Origin of the sequence: Ralstonia condita (assembly GCF_958405655.1) — a bacterium.
In the GTDB taxonomy this organism is placed as follows: domain Bacteria; phylum Pseudomonadota; class Gammaproteobacteria; order Burkholderiales; family Burkholderiaceae; genus Ralstonia; species Ralstonia condita.
Genome location: NZ_CATYWO010000001.1, coordinates 1 through 16386, shown reverse-complemented (window position 1 = coordinate 16386; position 16386 = coordinate 1). Strand labels below are relative to the sequence as shown.

General features: G+C 65.6%; 12 protein-coding genes. 5 read left to right on the top strand and 7 right to left on the bottom strand.

Features of this window, described 5'->3' with window-relative positions; genetic code table 11:
* Positions 1 to 19: 19 nt before the first annotated feature.
* Positions 20 to 1015, bottom strand: coding sequence for a LacI family DNA-binding transcriptional regulator (locus tag R2N03_RS00060; RefSeq protein WP_316653684.1), 996 nt, complete (start codon positions 1013 to 1015; stop codon positions 20 to 22).
* A gap of 216 nt (positions 1016 to 1231) precedes the next feature.
* Between R2N03_RS00060 and ptsP the strand changes: the two genes are divergently transcribed.
* The 4 genes from ptsP to R2N03_RS00040 all read left to right on the top strand — a co-directional run bounded on the left by ptsP (position 1232) and on the right by R2N03_RS00040 (position 7795).
* Positions 1232 to 3772 carry a phosphoenolpyruvate--protein phosphotransferase gene (ptsP, locus tag R2N03_RS00055; protein ID WP_316653683.1) on the top strand — a complete coding sequence of 847 codons (2541 nt, stop codon included), beginning with the start codon at positions 1232 to 1234 and terminating at the stop codon, positions 3770 to 3772.
* Positions 3769 to 4722, top strand: coding sequence for a 1-phosphofructokinase (gene pfkB, locus R2N03_RS00050; RefSeq protein ID WP_316653682.1), 954 nt, complete (start codon positions 3769 to 3771; stop codon positions 4720 to 4722). Before ptsP ends, pfkB begins: the two co-directional genes overlap by 4 nt.
* 48 nt (positions 4723 to 4770) lie before the next feature.
* The gene (locus tag R2N03_RS00045) at positions 4771 to 6486 is read left to right on the top strand and encodes a PTS fructose transporter subunit IIC (protein ID WP_316653681.1); all 1716 of its coding nucleotides are present in this window, start codon (positions 4771 to 4773) and stop codon (positions 6484 to 6486) included.
* 151 nt (positions 6487 to 6637) lie between these two features.
* Entirely contained in the window at positions 6638 to 7795 is a 1158-nt protein-coding gene (locus R2N03_RS00040; protein WP_316653680.1) for an ABC transporter substrate-binding protein, read from the top strand.
* A 116-nt stretch (positions 7796 to 7911) separates the two neighbouring features.
* On the opposite strand, the gene argE is transcribed toward R2N03_RS00040, so the two are convergent.
* Genes argE through R2N03_RS00010 form a run of 6 tightly spaced genes read right to left on the bottom strand, consistent with a single transcriptional unit; the run spans position 7912 to position 14662 of the window.
* Positions 7912 to 9099 carry an acetylornithine deacetylase gene (gene argE / locus R2N03_RS00035; RefSeq protein WP_316653679.1) on the bottom strand — a complete coding sequence of 396 codons (1188 nt, stop codon included), beginning with the start codon at positions 9097 to 9099 and terminating at the stop codon, positions 7912 to 7914.
* Positions 9100 to 9105: 6 nt separating this feature from the next.
* On the bottom strand, positions 9106 to 10173 hold the full coding sequence (locus R2N03_RS00030; RefSeq protein ID WP_316653678.1) for an ABC transporter ATP-binding protein: 1068 nt from the start codon (positions 10171 to 10173) through the stop codon (positions 9106 to 9108).
* Complete coding sequence (locus tag R2N03_RS00025) at positions 10170 to 11186, bottom strand: ABC transporter ATP-binding protein (protein WP_316653677.1); 1017 nt, start codon at positions 11184 to 11186, stop codon at positions 10170 to 10172. Before R2N03_RS00025 ends, R2N03_RS00030 begins: the two co-directional genes overlap by 4 nt.
* Positions 11183 to 12097, bottom strand: coding sequence for an ABC transporter permease (locus R2N03_RS00020; protein WP_316653676.1), 915 nt, complete (start codon positions 12095 to 12097; stop codon positions 11183 to 11185). The genes R2N03_RS00025 and R2N03_RS00020 overlap by 4 nt, the downstream gene beginning before the upstream one ends.
* Position 12098: 1 nt before the next feature.
* Positions 12099 to 13076, bottom strand: coding sequence for an ABC transporter permease (locus tag R2N03_RS00015; RefSeq protein WP_316653675.1), 978 nt, complete (start codon positions 13074 to 13076; stop codon positions 12099 to 12101).
* 35 nt (positions 13077 to 13111) lie between these two features.
* Complete coding sequence (locus R2N03_RS00010) at positions 13112 to 14662, bottom strand: ABC transporter substrate-binding protein (RefSeq protein WP_428984366.1); 1551 nt, start codon at positions 14660 to 14662, stop codon at positions 13112 to 13114.
* Between the two features lie 351 nt (positions 14663 to 15013).
* On the opposite strand from R2N03_RS00010, the gene R2N03_RS00005 reads away from it, so the two are divergent.
* Complete coding sequence (locus R2N03_RS00005; protein WP_316653674.1) at positions 15014 to 16204, top strand: M20 aminoacylase family protein; 1191 nt, start codon at positions 15014 to 15016, stop codon at positions 16202 to 16204.
* Positions 16205 to 16386 lie beyond the last annotated feature (182 nt).

Here is a 16386-nt window from a genome sequence, read left to right as displayed (position 1 = left end):
CGGAAATTGTAATCGCCCGCTAGTGGCTTCGCAGCGGCGTGGAGCCGCGCGTGACAAGCCGCCCCGTGAGCAACACGCGACGCGTCGGCAGGGCGGGCTGTGCGAGGCGATCCTGCAGCATTGCCATCGCCATGCGGCCGATGTCATAGACCGGCTGTTCGATCACGGTGATGCCCGGGCCGGCGAGTTCCGTCCAAGGCTCGTTGTCAAAGCCCGCCACGGCGATGTCGCGCGGCACATCCAGCGAGAGCTTGCGCAACGCGCGCAGCACGCCCAGCAGCGATTGCGCGTTACTCGCGACGAGCGCGTCGGGGCGATCACATTCCGTACCGGACAGCCATGCCAGCGTCTCGGCCTCCGCGGCCTCGGCGGTCGGCAGGATGAAACGTGCCTCGAGGGTCATGCCGTGACGTGCCAACGCCGTCGCGAATCCGGCCTGACGCTCAGCGCCTGTGCTGCTCGTCCGCCCGAACAGGCCACCGATGCGCCGATAACCCTGCGTGGCGAGGTGCTCAGCCAATGCTTGCGCGGCCTGCTGGTTGTCGAGCACGACGGCATCGGTCCCACAAGCCGGGCCCGCTCGGTCGATCAGCACGACCGGGTAACCGAGGTGCACCGGTTGCTGCGCTTCAGCAATGGCGCGCGTCGGCGAGAGGATCACACCGGTCACGCGCTCCTCTTCCATCAAGCGCAGGTACATCGCCTCCTTCTCAGGGTCTTCGTCGGAATTGCACAGGATGACGCGCAGGCCGGCGGCGTAGGCCGCGTCTTCCACCGCCCGGCTGACGCTGGTGAAGAACGGGTTGCGGATGTCGGAGACGATCAGCCCGACGGTCTGCGCCTGCTGTGAGCGCAGCCGCCGTGCCGACAGGTTCGGCCGATACCCGGACGCTGCCACCGCCGCATCGACGCGTCGGCGCAGTTCTGCGCTCACGGGGCCGCCGGCGAGCGCGCGTGACACCGTTGCCACCGACACGCCCGCTGCCGCCGCTACGTCCTTGATTCGAACCGTCATGCTGAAATCGTTTCCAAAGAAAGCGCCATCATAGCGAAGGGCAGCCTCGTCACTAAAGCCTGATCGCCCTAGGGAAAACCCCGTAAATACAGGAAGATACGTCACTTTGTGTCGCGCCGCACATTGACACTCCAACTGTAATCGATTTCAATTCGCGATCATCGACGACACGCATGCCGAGCCCTGGAGCACGGCAGCCGCAGGAGACCCCGCCGCATGGCTTCCGCCCTGATCTGCGCCGAACGCATCCGTCTGCAGCAACGCGCCACCGACAAGGAAAGCGCTATCCGCGCCGCCGGCCAATTGCTGGCCGACGCAGGCTGCATCGACCCGGCCTATATCGACAGCCTTCTACGCCGCGAGACCGTGGCCAACACGTTTCTCGGCCATGGCGTCGCCATTCCGCACGGCATGGGCGAGGACCGTCACCTGATCGGCCAGACGGGCATTGCGGTGCTGCAATTTCCCGACGGGCTGGAGTGGCACCCGGGGCAGACGACGCACCTTGTGTTTGCCATCGCCGCGCAGTCGGACGAGCACATCACGCTGCTGCGCCGGCTGACGCGACTGCTGAATGACGACGCACGCCTGCGGCAGCTCTTCACCACGCAAAACGCCGAAGAGCTTGTCGCCGCGCTCTCGAGCGACGCACCCGCGCCCGCCGCCAGCACGCCCGGCGCCGACCTCGCCGAGCAGCGCACCTTGACGCTGGAATACCCGAGCGGCCTGCACGCCCGTCCGGCCGCGCAGTGGGTGGAAGCCGCCCGCCGCTTTGCCGCGCGCGTGCAAGTGCGCCATGGCAATGAAACCGCCGACGCAAAGAACCTGGTGGCGTTGCTGCAATTGGGGCTTGCGGCGGGCGCCAAGCTCACGCTCTCTGCGGAAGGCCCCGACGCCGGCGCTGCGCTCGACGCCCTGATGCAGACCATCCGAGGCCTGACGGCGCAGGAACGCGCGCAGGCCGCACGCGACACGCAAGCAGCGCGCACGCGCCAGACCGCGCACGGGTGGCAGGCCGACGCGGCGTTGCCGGCCATCGGCGGCATTGCGGCGAGCCCCGGCTTGGCGCTCGGCCCCATCCATGTGTTGCAGCACGGCGCGTCGACCGTGCCCGATCACCCGGTCGCGCTGACCACCGGCGGCGATCTGCTGGACCAGGCGCTGGCCAGCACGCGCGCCGAGCTGGACGCCCTGGCACGCGACACCGCCGCCCGCCTGGGCGAAGCCGAAGCGGGCATCTTCAAGGCCCAGGCCGAACTGCTGGGCGACACCGATCTCATGACGCTGACGTGCCAGGCGATGGTCGAGGGCCACGGCGTGGCGTGGTCCTGGCATCAGGCCGTCGAACGCCTGGCCGAGCGACTGGGCGCGCTCGGCAATCCGCTGCTGGCCGCGCGCGCGGCCGACTTGCGCGACGTGGGGCGGCGGGTGCTCGGCCATATCGATCCGTCGCTGCGCAGTGCCGCGCAGACACTGCCGGACACGCCCTGCATCCTGGTTGCGGCAGATCTGTCGCCTTCGGATACGGCGGCACTCGATACGCGACGCATCATCGGCATCGTCACGGCGCAAGGCGGTCCGACCTCGCACACGGCCATCCTGACGCGCACGCTGGGCATCCCGGCCGTCGTGGCCGCCGGCCAGGCCGTGCTCGATGTGGCGACGGGCACACAGGCCATCATCGACGGCACCGGCGGCCGTCTGGTGCTCGATCCGGACGCTGCCAGCATCGCCAGCGCCCGGGCATGGCTGCAGGAAGACGCCAGCCGCGCTCAGCGTGAGCAGGCAGAGCGCGGCTTGCCCGCCCGCACACGTGACGGCCACACGGTGGAGATCGCCGCCAACGTCAACCTGCCCGCGCAGGCGGTCGAAGCCATCGCGCTCGGCGCGGAAGGCGTTGGCCTGATGCGCACCGAATTCCTGTTCCTCGAACGCGACCACACACCGGACGAAGACACGCAATATGCCGTCTACGCCGACATGCTGAAAAGCCTCGGCGGCCGCCCGCTGATCGTGCGCACGCTGGATATCGGCGGCGACAAGCAGGTCCCGCATCTGAACCTGCCGACAGAAGACAACCCCTTCCTCGGTGTGCGCGGTGCGCGCCTGCTGCTGCGCCGGCCCGACCTCATGGAGCCGCAACTGCGAGCGCTCTATCGCGCCGCCCGCGATGTCGGCAAGGGCAGCGCGTTGTCGATCATGTTCCCGATGATCACCGCCTTGGAGGAAGTGATCGCCCTGCGCACCGCGTGCGAGCGCATCCGCGCTGAACTCGACGCGCCGGCGGTGCCGCTGGGCATCATGGTGGAGGTGCCGGCCGCCGCGCTACTGGCCGATCGCCTGGCCGAGCATGTCGACTTCTTTTCCATCGGCACGAACGACCTGACGCAATACACGCTGGCGATCGACCGCCAGCATCCCGACCTCGCCGCCGAGGCCGACAGCCTGCACCCGACGGTGCTCCGTCTGATCCAGCAGACCGTGCAAGGCGCCGCACGCCATGGGCGCTGGGTAGGCGTATGTGGCGGCTTGGCGGGAGACCCGTTCGGCGCGCTGCTGCTCACGGGGCTGGGCGTGCATGAACTGTCGATGAGCCCGCGCGATATCGCGCCGGTCAAGGCGCGGTTGCGCGAGGCACATGCCGGCACGCTGTCACAACTCGCGGAACGCGCGTTGGCCTGCGCATGCGCCCAGGACGTGCGCGACCTTGAAGCGACCTTGACGATCCTGGCACCGGGCAAGGAGATGGCGGCATGAGCGACGCGCGCATCGTCACCATCACGCTCAATCCGGCCATCGACATGACCATCGGGCTGGAGCGCCTCGAACGCGGGCGCGTCAACATCGGCCGCAGCGTCACGCAACAGGCCGGCGGCAAGGGCGTCAACGTGGCGGCCTGCCTGGCCGATTGGCAGGTGCCGGTAATCGCCACGGGCCTCCTGGGCGACGCCAACGCCGAGCTGTTCGAGGCGCTGTTTGCGCGCAAGGGCGTGCTCGACGGCTTCTGCCGCGTGCCCGGCACCAATCGCACCAACATCAAGATCAGCGACCAGGCCGACGGACAGACCACCGACATCAACCTGCCCGGCATCGACGCAACGGCGGCCGATCTGGACGTGCTGTGCAAGCGCCTGGACGCCCTGCCCGACATTGCCGGCGTTGCGCTATGCGGCAGCCTGCCGGGAGGCGTGCCGGCAGATACCTACGTGTCACTGCTCGCGCGGCTGAAGCGGCGCGGCGTACGCACATTGCTCGATACCAGCGGACTGCCGCTTGCGCATGCGCTGAACGCGCCGCGCGACGCCCTGCCGACGGCCATCAAGCCCAACCGGCACGAACTGGAGTTGTGGGCAGGTACATCGCTGCCCACGCTGGCTGAAGCAGTAGACGTGGCACGCGGCATCCACGCGCGTGGCGTCGCGCAGGTCATCGTATCGCTCGGCGAGGACGGCGCGCTGTTCGTCACCGAAGACGGCACTTGGCAGGCGAGTCTGCCGCCGGTGCGCACCGTCAGCACCGTCGGCGCAGGTGACGCCATGGTGGCCGGGGTGCTGGCCGGCTGGCACGCCCGCGCCGGCATCGAAGCGACCGTGCGCCTGTCGGTGGCCTTTGCCGCGTGCAAATTGCTGCGGCTGGGTCCGCACCTGCCGCCGCCCGACCAAGTGCGCGAACGCGCGACTGCCGTGCGCATGCAGCGCGTGGCCTGACACCCCGCCTCCCATCGCCACACGCTCAACGCACTCAAGGAGCCGATCATGGCAAACCTGTTGGCAATTCTCGGCGCAGACGGCCGCACGACCCGCGCCATGCTGGCCGGCGCGGCACTGCGGCACGCGGCGCGCGAATCCGGCTGCAAACTCGACGTGGATGTGCGCGGCCCGGGTACGGCTTCCGCATTCGATGCTGCGGCGCTGGCCACGGCCGATGCCGTCGTCTGGGCGGGTCTCGCACCCGATGAGACAGCGCGCCGAGCCAATCCGCGCACGCTCGAGGTCAGCCTTGACGATGTGCTCGATGACGCGCGCACCGTCCTGTCCCGCATGATGGACAGCGCGCCGCCCGCACCGCAGGTTGGTGCGCAGACCCGCCGCATCGTCGCCATTACTTCGTGCCCGACGGGTATCGCTCATACCTTCATGGCGGCCGAGGCGCTCACGCAGGCGGCAGCGGCGCTCGGCCACACGATCCACGTGGAGACGCAGGGTTCGGTCGGCGCGCAGAACACGCTGTCGGCTGATGCCATTGCCAGCGCAGACCTCGTGCTCATTGCCGCCGACACGCAGGTCGACCTGTCACGCTTTGCCGGCAAGCGCATCTTCCGTTCGGGCACCAAGTTAGCCATCCATGATGGGCAGGCGCTGATCCGCCGTGCGCTTGATGAGGCCACGGCAGAGGCTCGCGGCGCCGGACAGCCGGCCAGCGCCGCTGCGCCGGCAGCCGAGCAGCAGCGCACCGGCCCCTACAAGCACCTGATGACTGGTGTCTCCTTCATGCTGCCCTTCGTGGTGGCGGGCGGCATTTTGATTGCACTGGCGTTTGCCCTGGGTGGGATCTACGTGACGGATGCCGCCGCAAGCCACACGCTGGGCGGCGCGCTGTTCCAGATCGGCGCCAAAGCAGCCTTTGCGCTCATGGTGCCTGCGCTGGCCGGGTATACGGCTTACTCCATCGCCAGCCGGCCCGGCATCGCGCCCGGCATGGTCGGTGGCATGCTGGCAGCCAGCCTCGGGGCGGGATTCCTCGGCGGCATCGTCGCCGGGTTCGTTGCAGGCTATGGCACCGAAGCGCTCAACCGGTGGCTGAAGCTGCCGCGCAATCTGGAAGGGCTGAAGCCCGTGCTGATCCTGCCGGTGCTGGGCTGCCTGCTCACGGGCCTCGTGATGCTGTACGTGGTCGGCGCGCCGGTCGCCGCACTTCTCGCTTCGCTGACCACGTGGCTGCGTGGCATGCAGGGCGCCAACGCCGTACCGCTGGGCGCACTCCTGGGCGGCATGATGGCCTTCGACATGGGCGGCCCCATCAACAAGGCGGCGTATGCCTTCAGCACCGGGCTGATCGGCGCACAGGTCTACACGCCGATGGCCGCCACCATGGCCGCCGGGATGACGCCACCACTGGGCATCGCGCTGGCGGCCTGGCTGTTCCCCTCGCGCTTCACCCCGGACGAACGTCAGGCGGCAAGAGCCACTGCGGTGCTGGGGCTCGCCTTCATCAGCGAGGGAGCGATCCCCTATGCGGCCCGAGACCCGTTCCGCGTCATTCCCGCGCTCGTGGCCGGTTCAGCCTGTGCCGGCGCGCTGTCGATGCTGTTCGAGGTCGAACTGCGCGTGCCGCACGGCGGCGCGTTCGTGCTGCCGATTCCGAACGCGGTGACGCATCTGGGCGGCTATGTGGCAGCGCTGGTCGCCGGCACGGTCGTGACGGCCGCGCTGCTGGCCGTGCTGAAGCGCCGCGTGGCTGAAGTGGCCTGACGCGAGGTCCGCATGCCATGGGAGCCGCGCAGAACTCGCGGCTTCCTTGTCTCAAAACGTTCAAAAACGCCGCCCATGTGCCGATTCTGTTTGCCTGCCCCGCCTGTTTGGCTATGATGCCGTGCAGACCAATCTCTTCGGGGGGAGAGCAATGCAAGCACGCAGAATCAAAGGAATGCTGGCGGCGTTCCTGACGGGCGTCATCGGCATGACGGCAGGCAGCGCACATGCGGAAACCGGCGTCACCAACGACACCATCATCGTCGGACAGTCCGCTGCGATGAGCGGCCCGGCTGCACAGCTCGGCCAGCAGGTCAACCGCGGCGCGCAGCTGTACTTCAATGCCATCAATGCAGCGGGTGGCGTCAATGGCCGCAAGATCCAGTTCAAGGTGCTCGACGATTTCTACGAGCCCGACGCGGCCGCACGCAACACGAAGACGCTGATCGACGATACCAAGGTGTTCGCGCTGTTTGGTTATGTCGGCACGCCGACGAGCCTGGCCGCGCTCAAGCTCGCCAATCCGGCCGGCGTCCCGTTCTTTGCGCCGTTCTCCGGAGCAACGGCACTGCGCGTGCCGTTTGCGCGCAACGTCTTCCACGTGCGCGCCAGCTACAACGACGAGACCGCAGCCATCGTTCAGCAGATTCACACCACGGGCCTCAAGCGTATCGCCGTGGTCTACAACGACGATGCTTACGGCAAGGCAGGGCTCGACGGCGTGCAACGCGCACTGAAACTGCCTGCCGGACAGGGAGTGTCGCTCGTTGCGCAGGCCAGCGTGGTGCGCAATACCACCGACGTGAACGGCGCCATCGCTACCGTGCTGGCGCAGAAACCGGACGCGGTGGTGGTCATCAGCGCGTACCAAACCGTCGCGGCGCTGGTGAAGGGCGCACAGGAACAAGGCTTTGCGGGCCAGTTTTATAACGTTTCGTTCGTGGGTACCAAGGCGCTGGCCAATGCGCTGGGCAAGGCCGGGGGCGGCGTGATCATCTCGCAGGTGATGCCCTATCCGTATAGCGGTGCGTCGCCGCTCGTGCGCGACTACCAGAAGCTGCTCAAATCGGAAGGCATCACAGACTTCGACTACGGCAGCATCGAGGGCTACGTGGCCGCCCGCGTATTCGTCGAAGGGCTCAAGCGCGCGGGCCGCGACCTCACGCGCGAGCGATTCGTCAGCGCGCTGGAGTCGATGGGCAACTATGACGTAGGCGGCTTCAATGTCAACTTCTCGCCGACCAACCATGTCGGCTCTAAGTTCGTCGAAATGACGATCATCAACTCAAACGGCCAGGTGATCCGCTGACCATCCCGGGCCGCGCGGCCACGCTCGTGGCCTCGTGCGCGGCACGCTGAACTCGGCGCGCGGCACGGAAAGCCTTGCACGTCGCGCGCCGAACCCGAAGACGGGGCTCCGTGCGCTCACCCCGGCAGCCACTGAGGCCGGCGCTGTGCGAGCCGCCGCATGAAGGCCTCGCACTGAGCGATCTGCGCCAGCTCGATGTACTCGTTGGGCTTGTGCGCCTGTTCAATATTGCCGGGCCCGCAGACCACCGTCGGAATGCCGGCACGCGAAAACAGCCCCGCTTCCGTGCCGTAATCCACCTTGCCGAACATGCCGCGGCCCTGGGCCAGGGCCTGCGCCAGCGCAACCAGCGCGTGGCTCGGAGCAATCGAGAGTCCGGGCGTGTCGGCCTTGATGGCGAAGCTGATGTCGGCGTCCTCGGCAATGCGGCGCATCTGCGGCAGCAGCATATCGCGGGCGTAGCGCTCCACCTGGCCAAATAGCCAGTCGGGATCGGTGCCGGGCAGATAGCGGAAGTCGAACGTAAATTCGCAATCACGCGGCACCACGTTGGTGGCAATGCCACCCTTGATCGTGCCGGTGTTGAGCGTAGTGTGCGGCACCACGAACGCCGCATCGCGCGCTTCCTCTTCAGCCAGACGCGCGCCCAGCGAGCGGAGATGGGCAATGAGCAGCGCGGCAAATTCGATGGCGTTCACACCCTGCGGGGTGCGGGCCGAATGCGCCTCCTTGCCGCGTACGCAGCAGCGGTATTCGCGCTTGCCCTTGTGGGCCACGATGGCCCGCATAGACGTGGGTTCCCCGACGATGCAGCCGGCGGGCTGGATACCGTTGGCCTCGAGGTCGCGCAGCAGGCTGCGTACGCCCACGCAGCCGATCTCTTCGTCGTAGGACAGGCTCAGGTGAAAGCTCGCGTCGCCTTCCGCAGCCATGAATTCGGGCACGTGCGCGAGCGCCACGGCAATGAAGCTCTTCATGTCGGCCGTGCCGCGCCCGTATAGGCGTCCATCACGAAGTTGCGCGTCAAACGGGTCGGTGTCCCAGGGCTGGCCGTCCACGGGCACCACATCGGTATGCCCCGAGAGCACGAGCCCCGGCTTGCGCCCCGGCGACAGCGTGGCAAACAGGTTGGCCTTGCCGCCCGTGGCGTCGTAGGTTAGCCGGCACACCGCGCCCTGCGCCTGCAGGCGGTCACGGACCCATTCGATCAGGCCCAGATTGGAATTGCGGCTGACGGTGTCGAACCCCACCAGCGTGCGGATCAGTTGCAGAACCTCATCGGACGGTTGGGCGGCGGCAGGCATGGGCAGTCAGGGCTGGTCGTTCAGGTGGCAGGCTGAGAACCGTAGCGGCGCGATCGCCCTGAGCACCGGCTGTTCGCTCTTGCAGCGCGGCATCGCATGCGGACAACGCGGATGGAAATGGCAGCCCGCGGGCGGATGCAGCGGCGATGGAATCTCGCCCGAAATCGCCGCGTAGGTCTTCTTCCGAACTTCCAGTGTCGGCGCCTCGGCCAGCAACGCCTGCGTATAGGGGTGATTGGGCGACGCGAAGATCGCCTCGGTGGGCGCGGACTCCACCACCCGGCCGAGGTACATGATGACCACCCGGTCGCTCACATGTTTGACCACGCCAAGGTCGTGGCTGATGAACAGGTAGGTCAGGTTCAGTTGCTCGCGCAGGCGGATGAACAGGTTCAGCACCTGGGCCTGGATCGACACATCGAGTGCCGCGACCGACTCATCGCAGACGAGGAACTCGGGCTTGACCGCCAGCGCGCGGGCAATGCCGATGCGCGCCCGCTGCCCGCCCGAGAACTGGTGCGGGAAGCGTCGCATGAGGCTGGGGTCGAGACCGACGCGCGTGAGCATGTCGGCCACATAGTCGCGCTGCGCGGCCGCGTCGACCATGCCGTGCACGACCGGCGCTTCGCCGACAATGTCCTGCACGCGCATGCGGGGGTTGAGCGACGCATACGGATCCTGAAAGATCATCTGGATGGCGAGCTGCTTTTCGCGACGGCGCTCGGGCGGCAGGCGATCGAGATCGACGCCCTTCCATAGGCGCGTGCCGGTAGTCGGCTTGTGCAGGCCCACGGCAAGACGACCGAGCGTCGACTTGCCGCAGCCGGATTCGCCGACCAGGCCCACCACCTCGCCGGTGGCGATGTCGAGATCGACGAGATCGACGGCATGGACGACCTCCTCCCGCACGCCGGCGCCAAACCAGTTGGCGATGCGAGACGCGATGTCCAGCCCCTTCACGAAGCGCTTGGACATGCTCTGCAACGAGAGGATCGGCACGAGAGGTTCGGCGGAAGCTGTTTCGGTCGCCCCCTGGAGCGCGACGGCATCATGCGCCGGATGCTTCGCGTTCATGCGGCGGCCTCCTCGGGGCGGATCGTGACGGGGTGGAAACAGCGCAGGCTGCGGCCGTCGTCGAGTGTGTCGAGCATGGGCGTCTGCTTGCAGACCTCGGTAGCAAAGGCGCAGCGCTCGCGGAAAGCGCAGCCGCTGGGCAACGCCAGCAGCGATGGCGTCATGCCCGGAATCTGTCGCAGTGGCGCCCCGCGCGGATTGCGCGATGGCGCCGAAGCGATGAGGCCGAACGTGTAGGGGTGGCGCGGCACCTCCAGCACTTGCTGCACGCTGCCCTGCTCGACGATGCGGCCGGCGTACATCACGCACACGCTGTCGGCCAGTCCAGCTACCACGGAGAGATCGTGCGTGATCCAGATCAGCGCGGTGCCGCTCTCCCGGCACAAGGTCTGCACTTCCGACAGGATCTGCCCCTGGATGGTCACGTCCAGCGCGGTGGTCGGCTCGTCGGCGATGATCAGGTCCGGCTTGTTGAGCAGGGCAATGGCAATCGCCACGCGCTGCCGCATACCGCCCGAGAACTGGTGCGGATAGGCTGTCAGACGCTCGTCCGGCGATGGGATGCCGACCCGCGCCAGCGCCTCGCGCGCCATCTCTCGGGCCCGCTGCTTGCCCACCCGCTGGTGCGCAAGCACCGCTTCGATCATCTGCGTGTCGACGCGCAAGACGGGATTGAGCGTCATCATCGGGTCTTGGAAGATCATGGCAATGCGGTTGCCGCGCATGTCGCGCATCTGCCTGGCGGGGAGCGTGCGCAGATCGTGCGTGACGCCATCACGGCCGGTCAGCTCGATACGCCCGCCGACCACGCAGCCCGGCGGGTCGATCAGGCCCATGACGGAGTAGCCCGTCATCGACTTGCCCGAACCGGACTCGCCAACAAGGCCCATGATCTCGCCGCGCCCGACCGTGAAGGAGACGTCGTCCACCGCGCGCGCGATGCCCCCGCGCGTGACGAATTCCGTCTTCAGGCCTTCGACGACCAGCGTCGGTGTGCTGTAGGTTACCGTCATAGCGTCTGCAGGCGGGGGTTGAGCACGTCGCGCAGCTGGTCCGAGACGAGATTCATCGACACGATCGTCAGAAGCAGCGCCAGCCCCGGGAAGAAGCTGATCCAGTATTTGCCCGACAACATGTACTGGAAGCCGTTGGCAATGAGCAGGCCGAGCGATGGCTCGGTAATCGGCACGCCAAGCCCCAGGAACGAGAGCGTCGCCTCCAGCGTGATGGCCGATGCCACTTGCAGCGCGGCAATCACGATCAGCGGCGGCAGGCAGTTCGGCAGCAGATGGCGAAACATGATGCGCGACGGCGGCAGACCCAGCACCTGCGCGGCTTCGATGTATTCGCGCCGGCGCTCGACCAGTGCCGCGCTGCGCGTGGTGCGCGCGTAATACGCCCACTGCACGGCCACCAGCGCAATCACGATGTTGGTGATGCCCGGCTTGAGCAGGGCGAGCAGGATCAGCGCCAGCAGGATCGGCGGAAACGAAAGCTGCAGGTCGGCAATGCGCATGATGAGCGATTCGATGCGGCCGCCTGCAAAGCCTGCGATCAGCCCGAGCACGGTGCCCAGTACGAGTGCGAACACCGTGCTCAGCACACCCACGCCTACGCTGATGCGCAAGCCATACAGGATGGCCGAGAGGATGTCGCGGCCCTGATCGTCCGAGCCAAGCAGGAAGGTCATGCCATCGGAAGATTGCTCGCCGGGGGCGAGGCGCGAATCGAGCACGTCGAGCTTGGCGAGATCGTACGGGTTCTGCGGTGCAATCCAAGGCGCGGCAACCGCCACGACGACGATGATGGCCAGCACGATCAGGCCGACGACGGCGACGCGGCTGGCGCAGAACTGGCGCGCGAACCGGCGCAGCGGTGTCTCTTCGTTCGCCGGCTTGGCGACGGGGGTAGCGGAAGTCGTCATGTCAGCCTCGGCCGTCGGACAGGCGCACGCGCGGGTCAAGTACCCCGTAGATCAGATCGACCACGAGATTGATGAGGATGAACAGCGTCACGATCACCAGCAGGTACGCCACGATCACGGGGCGGTCAAGCAACTGGATTGAATCGATGATGAGCTTGCCCATGCCCGGCCACGCGTAGATGGATTCCGTCACGATCGAGAAAGCGATGACGGAGCCGAATTGCAGGCCGACCACCGTCACGATCGGGATCAGGATGTTCTTGAGCACATGAACGCCGACGATGCGGGTATTCGACAAGCCTTTGGCGCGCGCGAATTTTACGTAGTCCTGCAGCATGGCTTCTTGCGTACCGGCACGCGTGAGCCGGATCACCATGGCGATGTTCAGGAGCGAGAGCGTCACACCCGGCAGGATCAGGTGGCGGATGCCATCCAGGGTGAGGAAGCTGACGGGAACACCGAGCAGCAACCGCGTCTCGCCGCGCCCATTGGACGGCAGCCAGCCGAGCTGCACCGCGAACACCATGATCAGCATCAGGCCAACCCAGAACGTGGGCAGCGAGAACCCCAGGATCGAGACGGTCATGATGGTGCGGTTGGCGATGCCGTTGGGCCGCAGCCCCGCCCACAGACCGAGCGGAATGCCGAGCGCGATGGCCAGCAACATCGCGAAGATGGCCAGCTCGAAGGTGGCGGGCATGCGCTCGAAGATGAGCTTGAGCGCGGGCGTGCCCTGCGCGAACGACACCCCCAGGTTGCCGTGCATCGCCCCCTTGAGAAAATACAGGTACTGCTCCCAGAGCGGTTTGTCGAGTCCCAGCGCCGCAATGGTGCGCGCAATGTCCTGCTGGTCTGCCTGCGGGTTGATGAGGATATCGACCGGGTTGCCAATGGCATACACGCCCAGGAATACCAGGATCGACATCACCAGCAGCACCGCGACGGATTCCAGTAACCGTCGGATCAGGAAGACCAGCATCGGAGGCTCTCAGTGAGTGGAAAAAGGCGCGTGCGTTATTGCGGTTTGAAGCCGTGCGCGTAGGTGCGTTCGTCGGTGCGCGGCGTGTAGGTGATGCCCTTGCGCGCCGCCCAGGTCGTGACTTGGAAATGGACCGGGATGATACCGCCATCCTCCACCACGATGGCCGTGGCCTCCTGCAGCAGCTTCGAACGCTCCTGGTCGTCCACGGTGTATAGCGCCTTGGTGAGCACGGCATCCATCTTGGGGTTGCAATACTGGCCCCAGTTGACGGTACCGAACCCCGTCTTGGCATCGTCGCACGCCACCAGCGCACGCAGCGGTGAGCTGACTTCGCCGGTTTGCGCGCCCCAACCGACCAATCCGAACGAATACTCGTGGCGGATGCTCTTGGCTGCATAGGTCGCCATCGGCATGCCTTCCACACGCGTCACGATACCGATGCGCGTGAGATTCTGCGCGATGGTTTGGGCAATCTTCTCGTCGTTCACGTAGCGATTGTTCGGCGTGTGCAGCGTGATGCCGAAGCCATCGGGGTAGCCCGCCTCGGCCAGCAGTTTCCTGGCGGTCTCGGGGTCGTACTTGAGCGTCTTGAGGCCAGGGTTATAGCCGAAGAGCTGCGGTGGCACCAGATTGTTGGTCGGCTCCGACAGGCCTTCCATGATGCGGTCCTTGATGCCCTGGCGGTTGATGGCCATGCTCATGGCCCGTCGCACGCGCGGGTCTTTCAGCGGATTTTTCGCCAGCGGTTTGCCGTCCTTGCCCGTGACGTAGGGGGAGAGATCGCGCTTGTCATCCGTATAGAGATAGATGACACGGTGCGAAGTTTTCGAGAAGAAGTTGAGTGACGCATCGCCCCGCACACGCGCCAAATCCGGCGTCGGCACATTCTCGATCGCCTGCACGTCGCCCGAGAGCAGTGCCGCGATGCGCGTCGCGCCGTTCGGAATGAAACGCAGTGTCACATGCTCCCATGCGGGTTTCGGGCCCCAGTAATGATCATTCCGGATCAACTCCACCCGGTCGTCACGTGCATAGCTGACAAACTTGAACGGCCCCGTGCCGACCATGCCCTTGCCTTGTGCAAAATCGTCGCTCGACAGACCCTGCGTTGCTTTCTTCTGCACGATGAACACGGACGTGAGATCAGACAGCATCAACGGGTATGGCTGGGCCGTGGTCAGCTGGATGGTGTACTTGTCGATGATCTTCTTGTTGATGATCGCCTTGGTGTAGGTGTCGAACTTGCCCGGACTGTTGACGATGGTGGCCGGACGATCGAGCGACCACGCCACGTCTTCGGTTGTCAGCTCGCTGCCATCGTGGAACTTCACACCGGGGCGCAGCTTGAATTCCCACGTAAGGTTGTTGACCATCCTCCACGACTGGGCGAGGCCCGGAATGATGTGGCTGTCGGCGTCCATCTTCACGAGGCACTCGAACATGTGCTCCGAGACGTTGATGTTCGAGAACAGGTTGTAGAAGTGCGGGTCCATCGAAGTGGGCGGCGAGCTCATGCCGATCTTCAGATCGGCCGCGAGGGCTGGGGCGCTGCTGCCCGCCATCACGCATCCTGCCACGCACATCGCAGCGGCGACACGCCGCAAAGTCCGAATCATGTTCACGGCTTTTCTCCCCGGATTAAGGCATCGACGAATCGATTTCCCTGATGACGCGGCGGCGCTTCTGGCGTGCGCTCGCGCCGACTATAACGATGCGTACAGGTGGGCCGCAATGTGCAGCGCCACAAATTGGTGCATCCCTGCTCGGCAGCCGCTGAAAAACAGCGCTCCAACGTTGCGGGCGGGGGAGAAAAGCAGGAAGCAGTCCATGCAAGGAACGCGTGAGTGGCGGCAGGCACCCTACCGGCTGAAAATCGGCCATCGGCGTATCATCGAACACGATTGCGACCTTTCCGTCAGAACCCGAACGCATCCATGAAGCTGATTCCAGAAATCCAAGCGGCGCAACCTGAAATTCAGGCGCTGCGTCGCGATATCCACGCACACCCAGAACTCTGCTTCGAAGAACAGCGCACTTCCGACTTGGTGGCCACCAAGCTCACGGAATGGGGCATTGAAGTGCATCGCGGCCTAGGCAAGACCGGCCTGGTGGGCGTCATCCGCAATGGCGAGGGCAAGCGAATTGGTCTGCGCGCCGATATGGATGCGTTGCCGCTCGCCGAGGCAAATGCGTTCGAGCATCGATCCAGGCATGCAGGCAAGATGCACGCGTGCGGTCACGACGGGCACACGGCGATGCTGCTTGGCGCGGCGCATTACCTCGCCAAACACCGCAACTTCAGCGGGACGGTCCACCTGATTTTTCAGCCGGCCGAAGAAGGCGGCGGCGGTGCGCGCGAAATGATCAAGGATGGCCTGTTCGAGCGCTTTCCGTGTGACGCGGTATTCGGCATGCACAACTGGCCCGGTGTTCCGGTCGGTGCGTTCGGTACGCGCGTCGGCGCGCTGATGGCTTCAAGCAACGAGTTCCGCATCATCATCAAGGGAAAGGGCGCGCACGCGGCGCTGCCCCATAACGGTCACGATCCCGTATTTGTCGGCGCTCAGGTGATATCTGCGTTGCAGGGCATCATTACGCGCAACAAGCGCCCGATCGACACGGCAGTGCTGTCCGTCACGCAGTTCCACGCAGGAGACGCGACGAACATCATCCCGAACGAAGCGTGGATCGGCGGCACGGTACGCACGTTCTCAACGGAAGTCCTTGATTTGATCGAACGGCGCATGGAAGAGGTGTCGAAGGGCATTGCCTCTGCGTATGCGTGCACGGTCGACTTTGTCTTCCACCGCAACTACCCGCCGACGGTGAACACTGAGGCAGAGACCCTCTTCGCCGCCGAAGTCATGCGCGAACTCGTCGGTGCCGAGAACGTAGATGCCGACATTGACCCGACCATGGGAGCGGAGGATTTCTCGTTCATGTTGCTTGAGAAACCCGGCTGCTTTGCGTTCATCGGTAACGGTGACGGTGACCACCGCGAGCAAGGTCATGGCATCGGCCCGTGCATGCTGCACAACCCGAGCTATGACTTTAACGATGAATTGCTGCCCCTGGGTGCAACGTACTGGGTACGCCTCGTTGAGAAGTTCCTGGCACGAGCCTGACGCTCCTGCATGCTGGAAATGAAAAAGCCACCGTTTTCGGTGGCTTTTTCTTGGGGGCGTTTTGCTGTTACCAACGACGAAGTAATAACAAAACCGACCCGTAAAAAGCAAACACCCCAGCTATTTGAGTAGCTGGGGTGTTTAGAGGGAGAGCCTGGCGATGACCTACTTTCACACGGGAA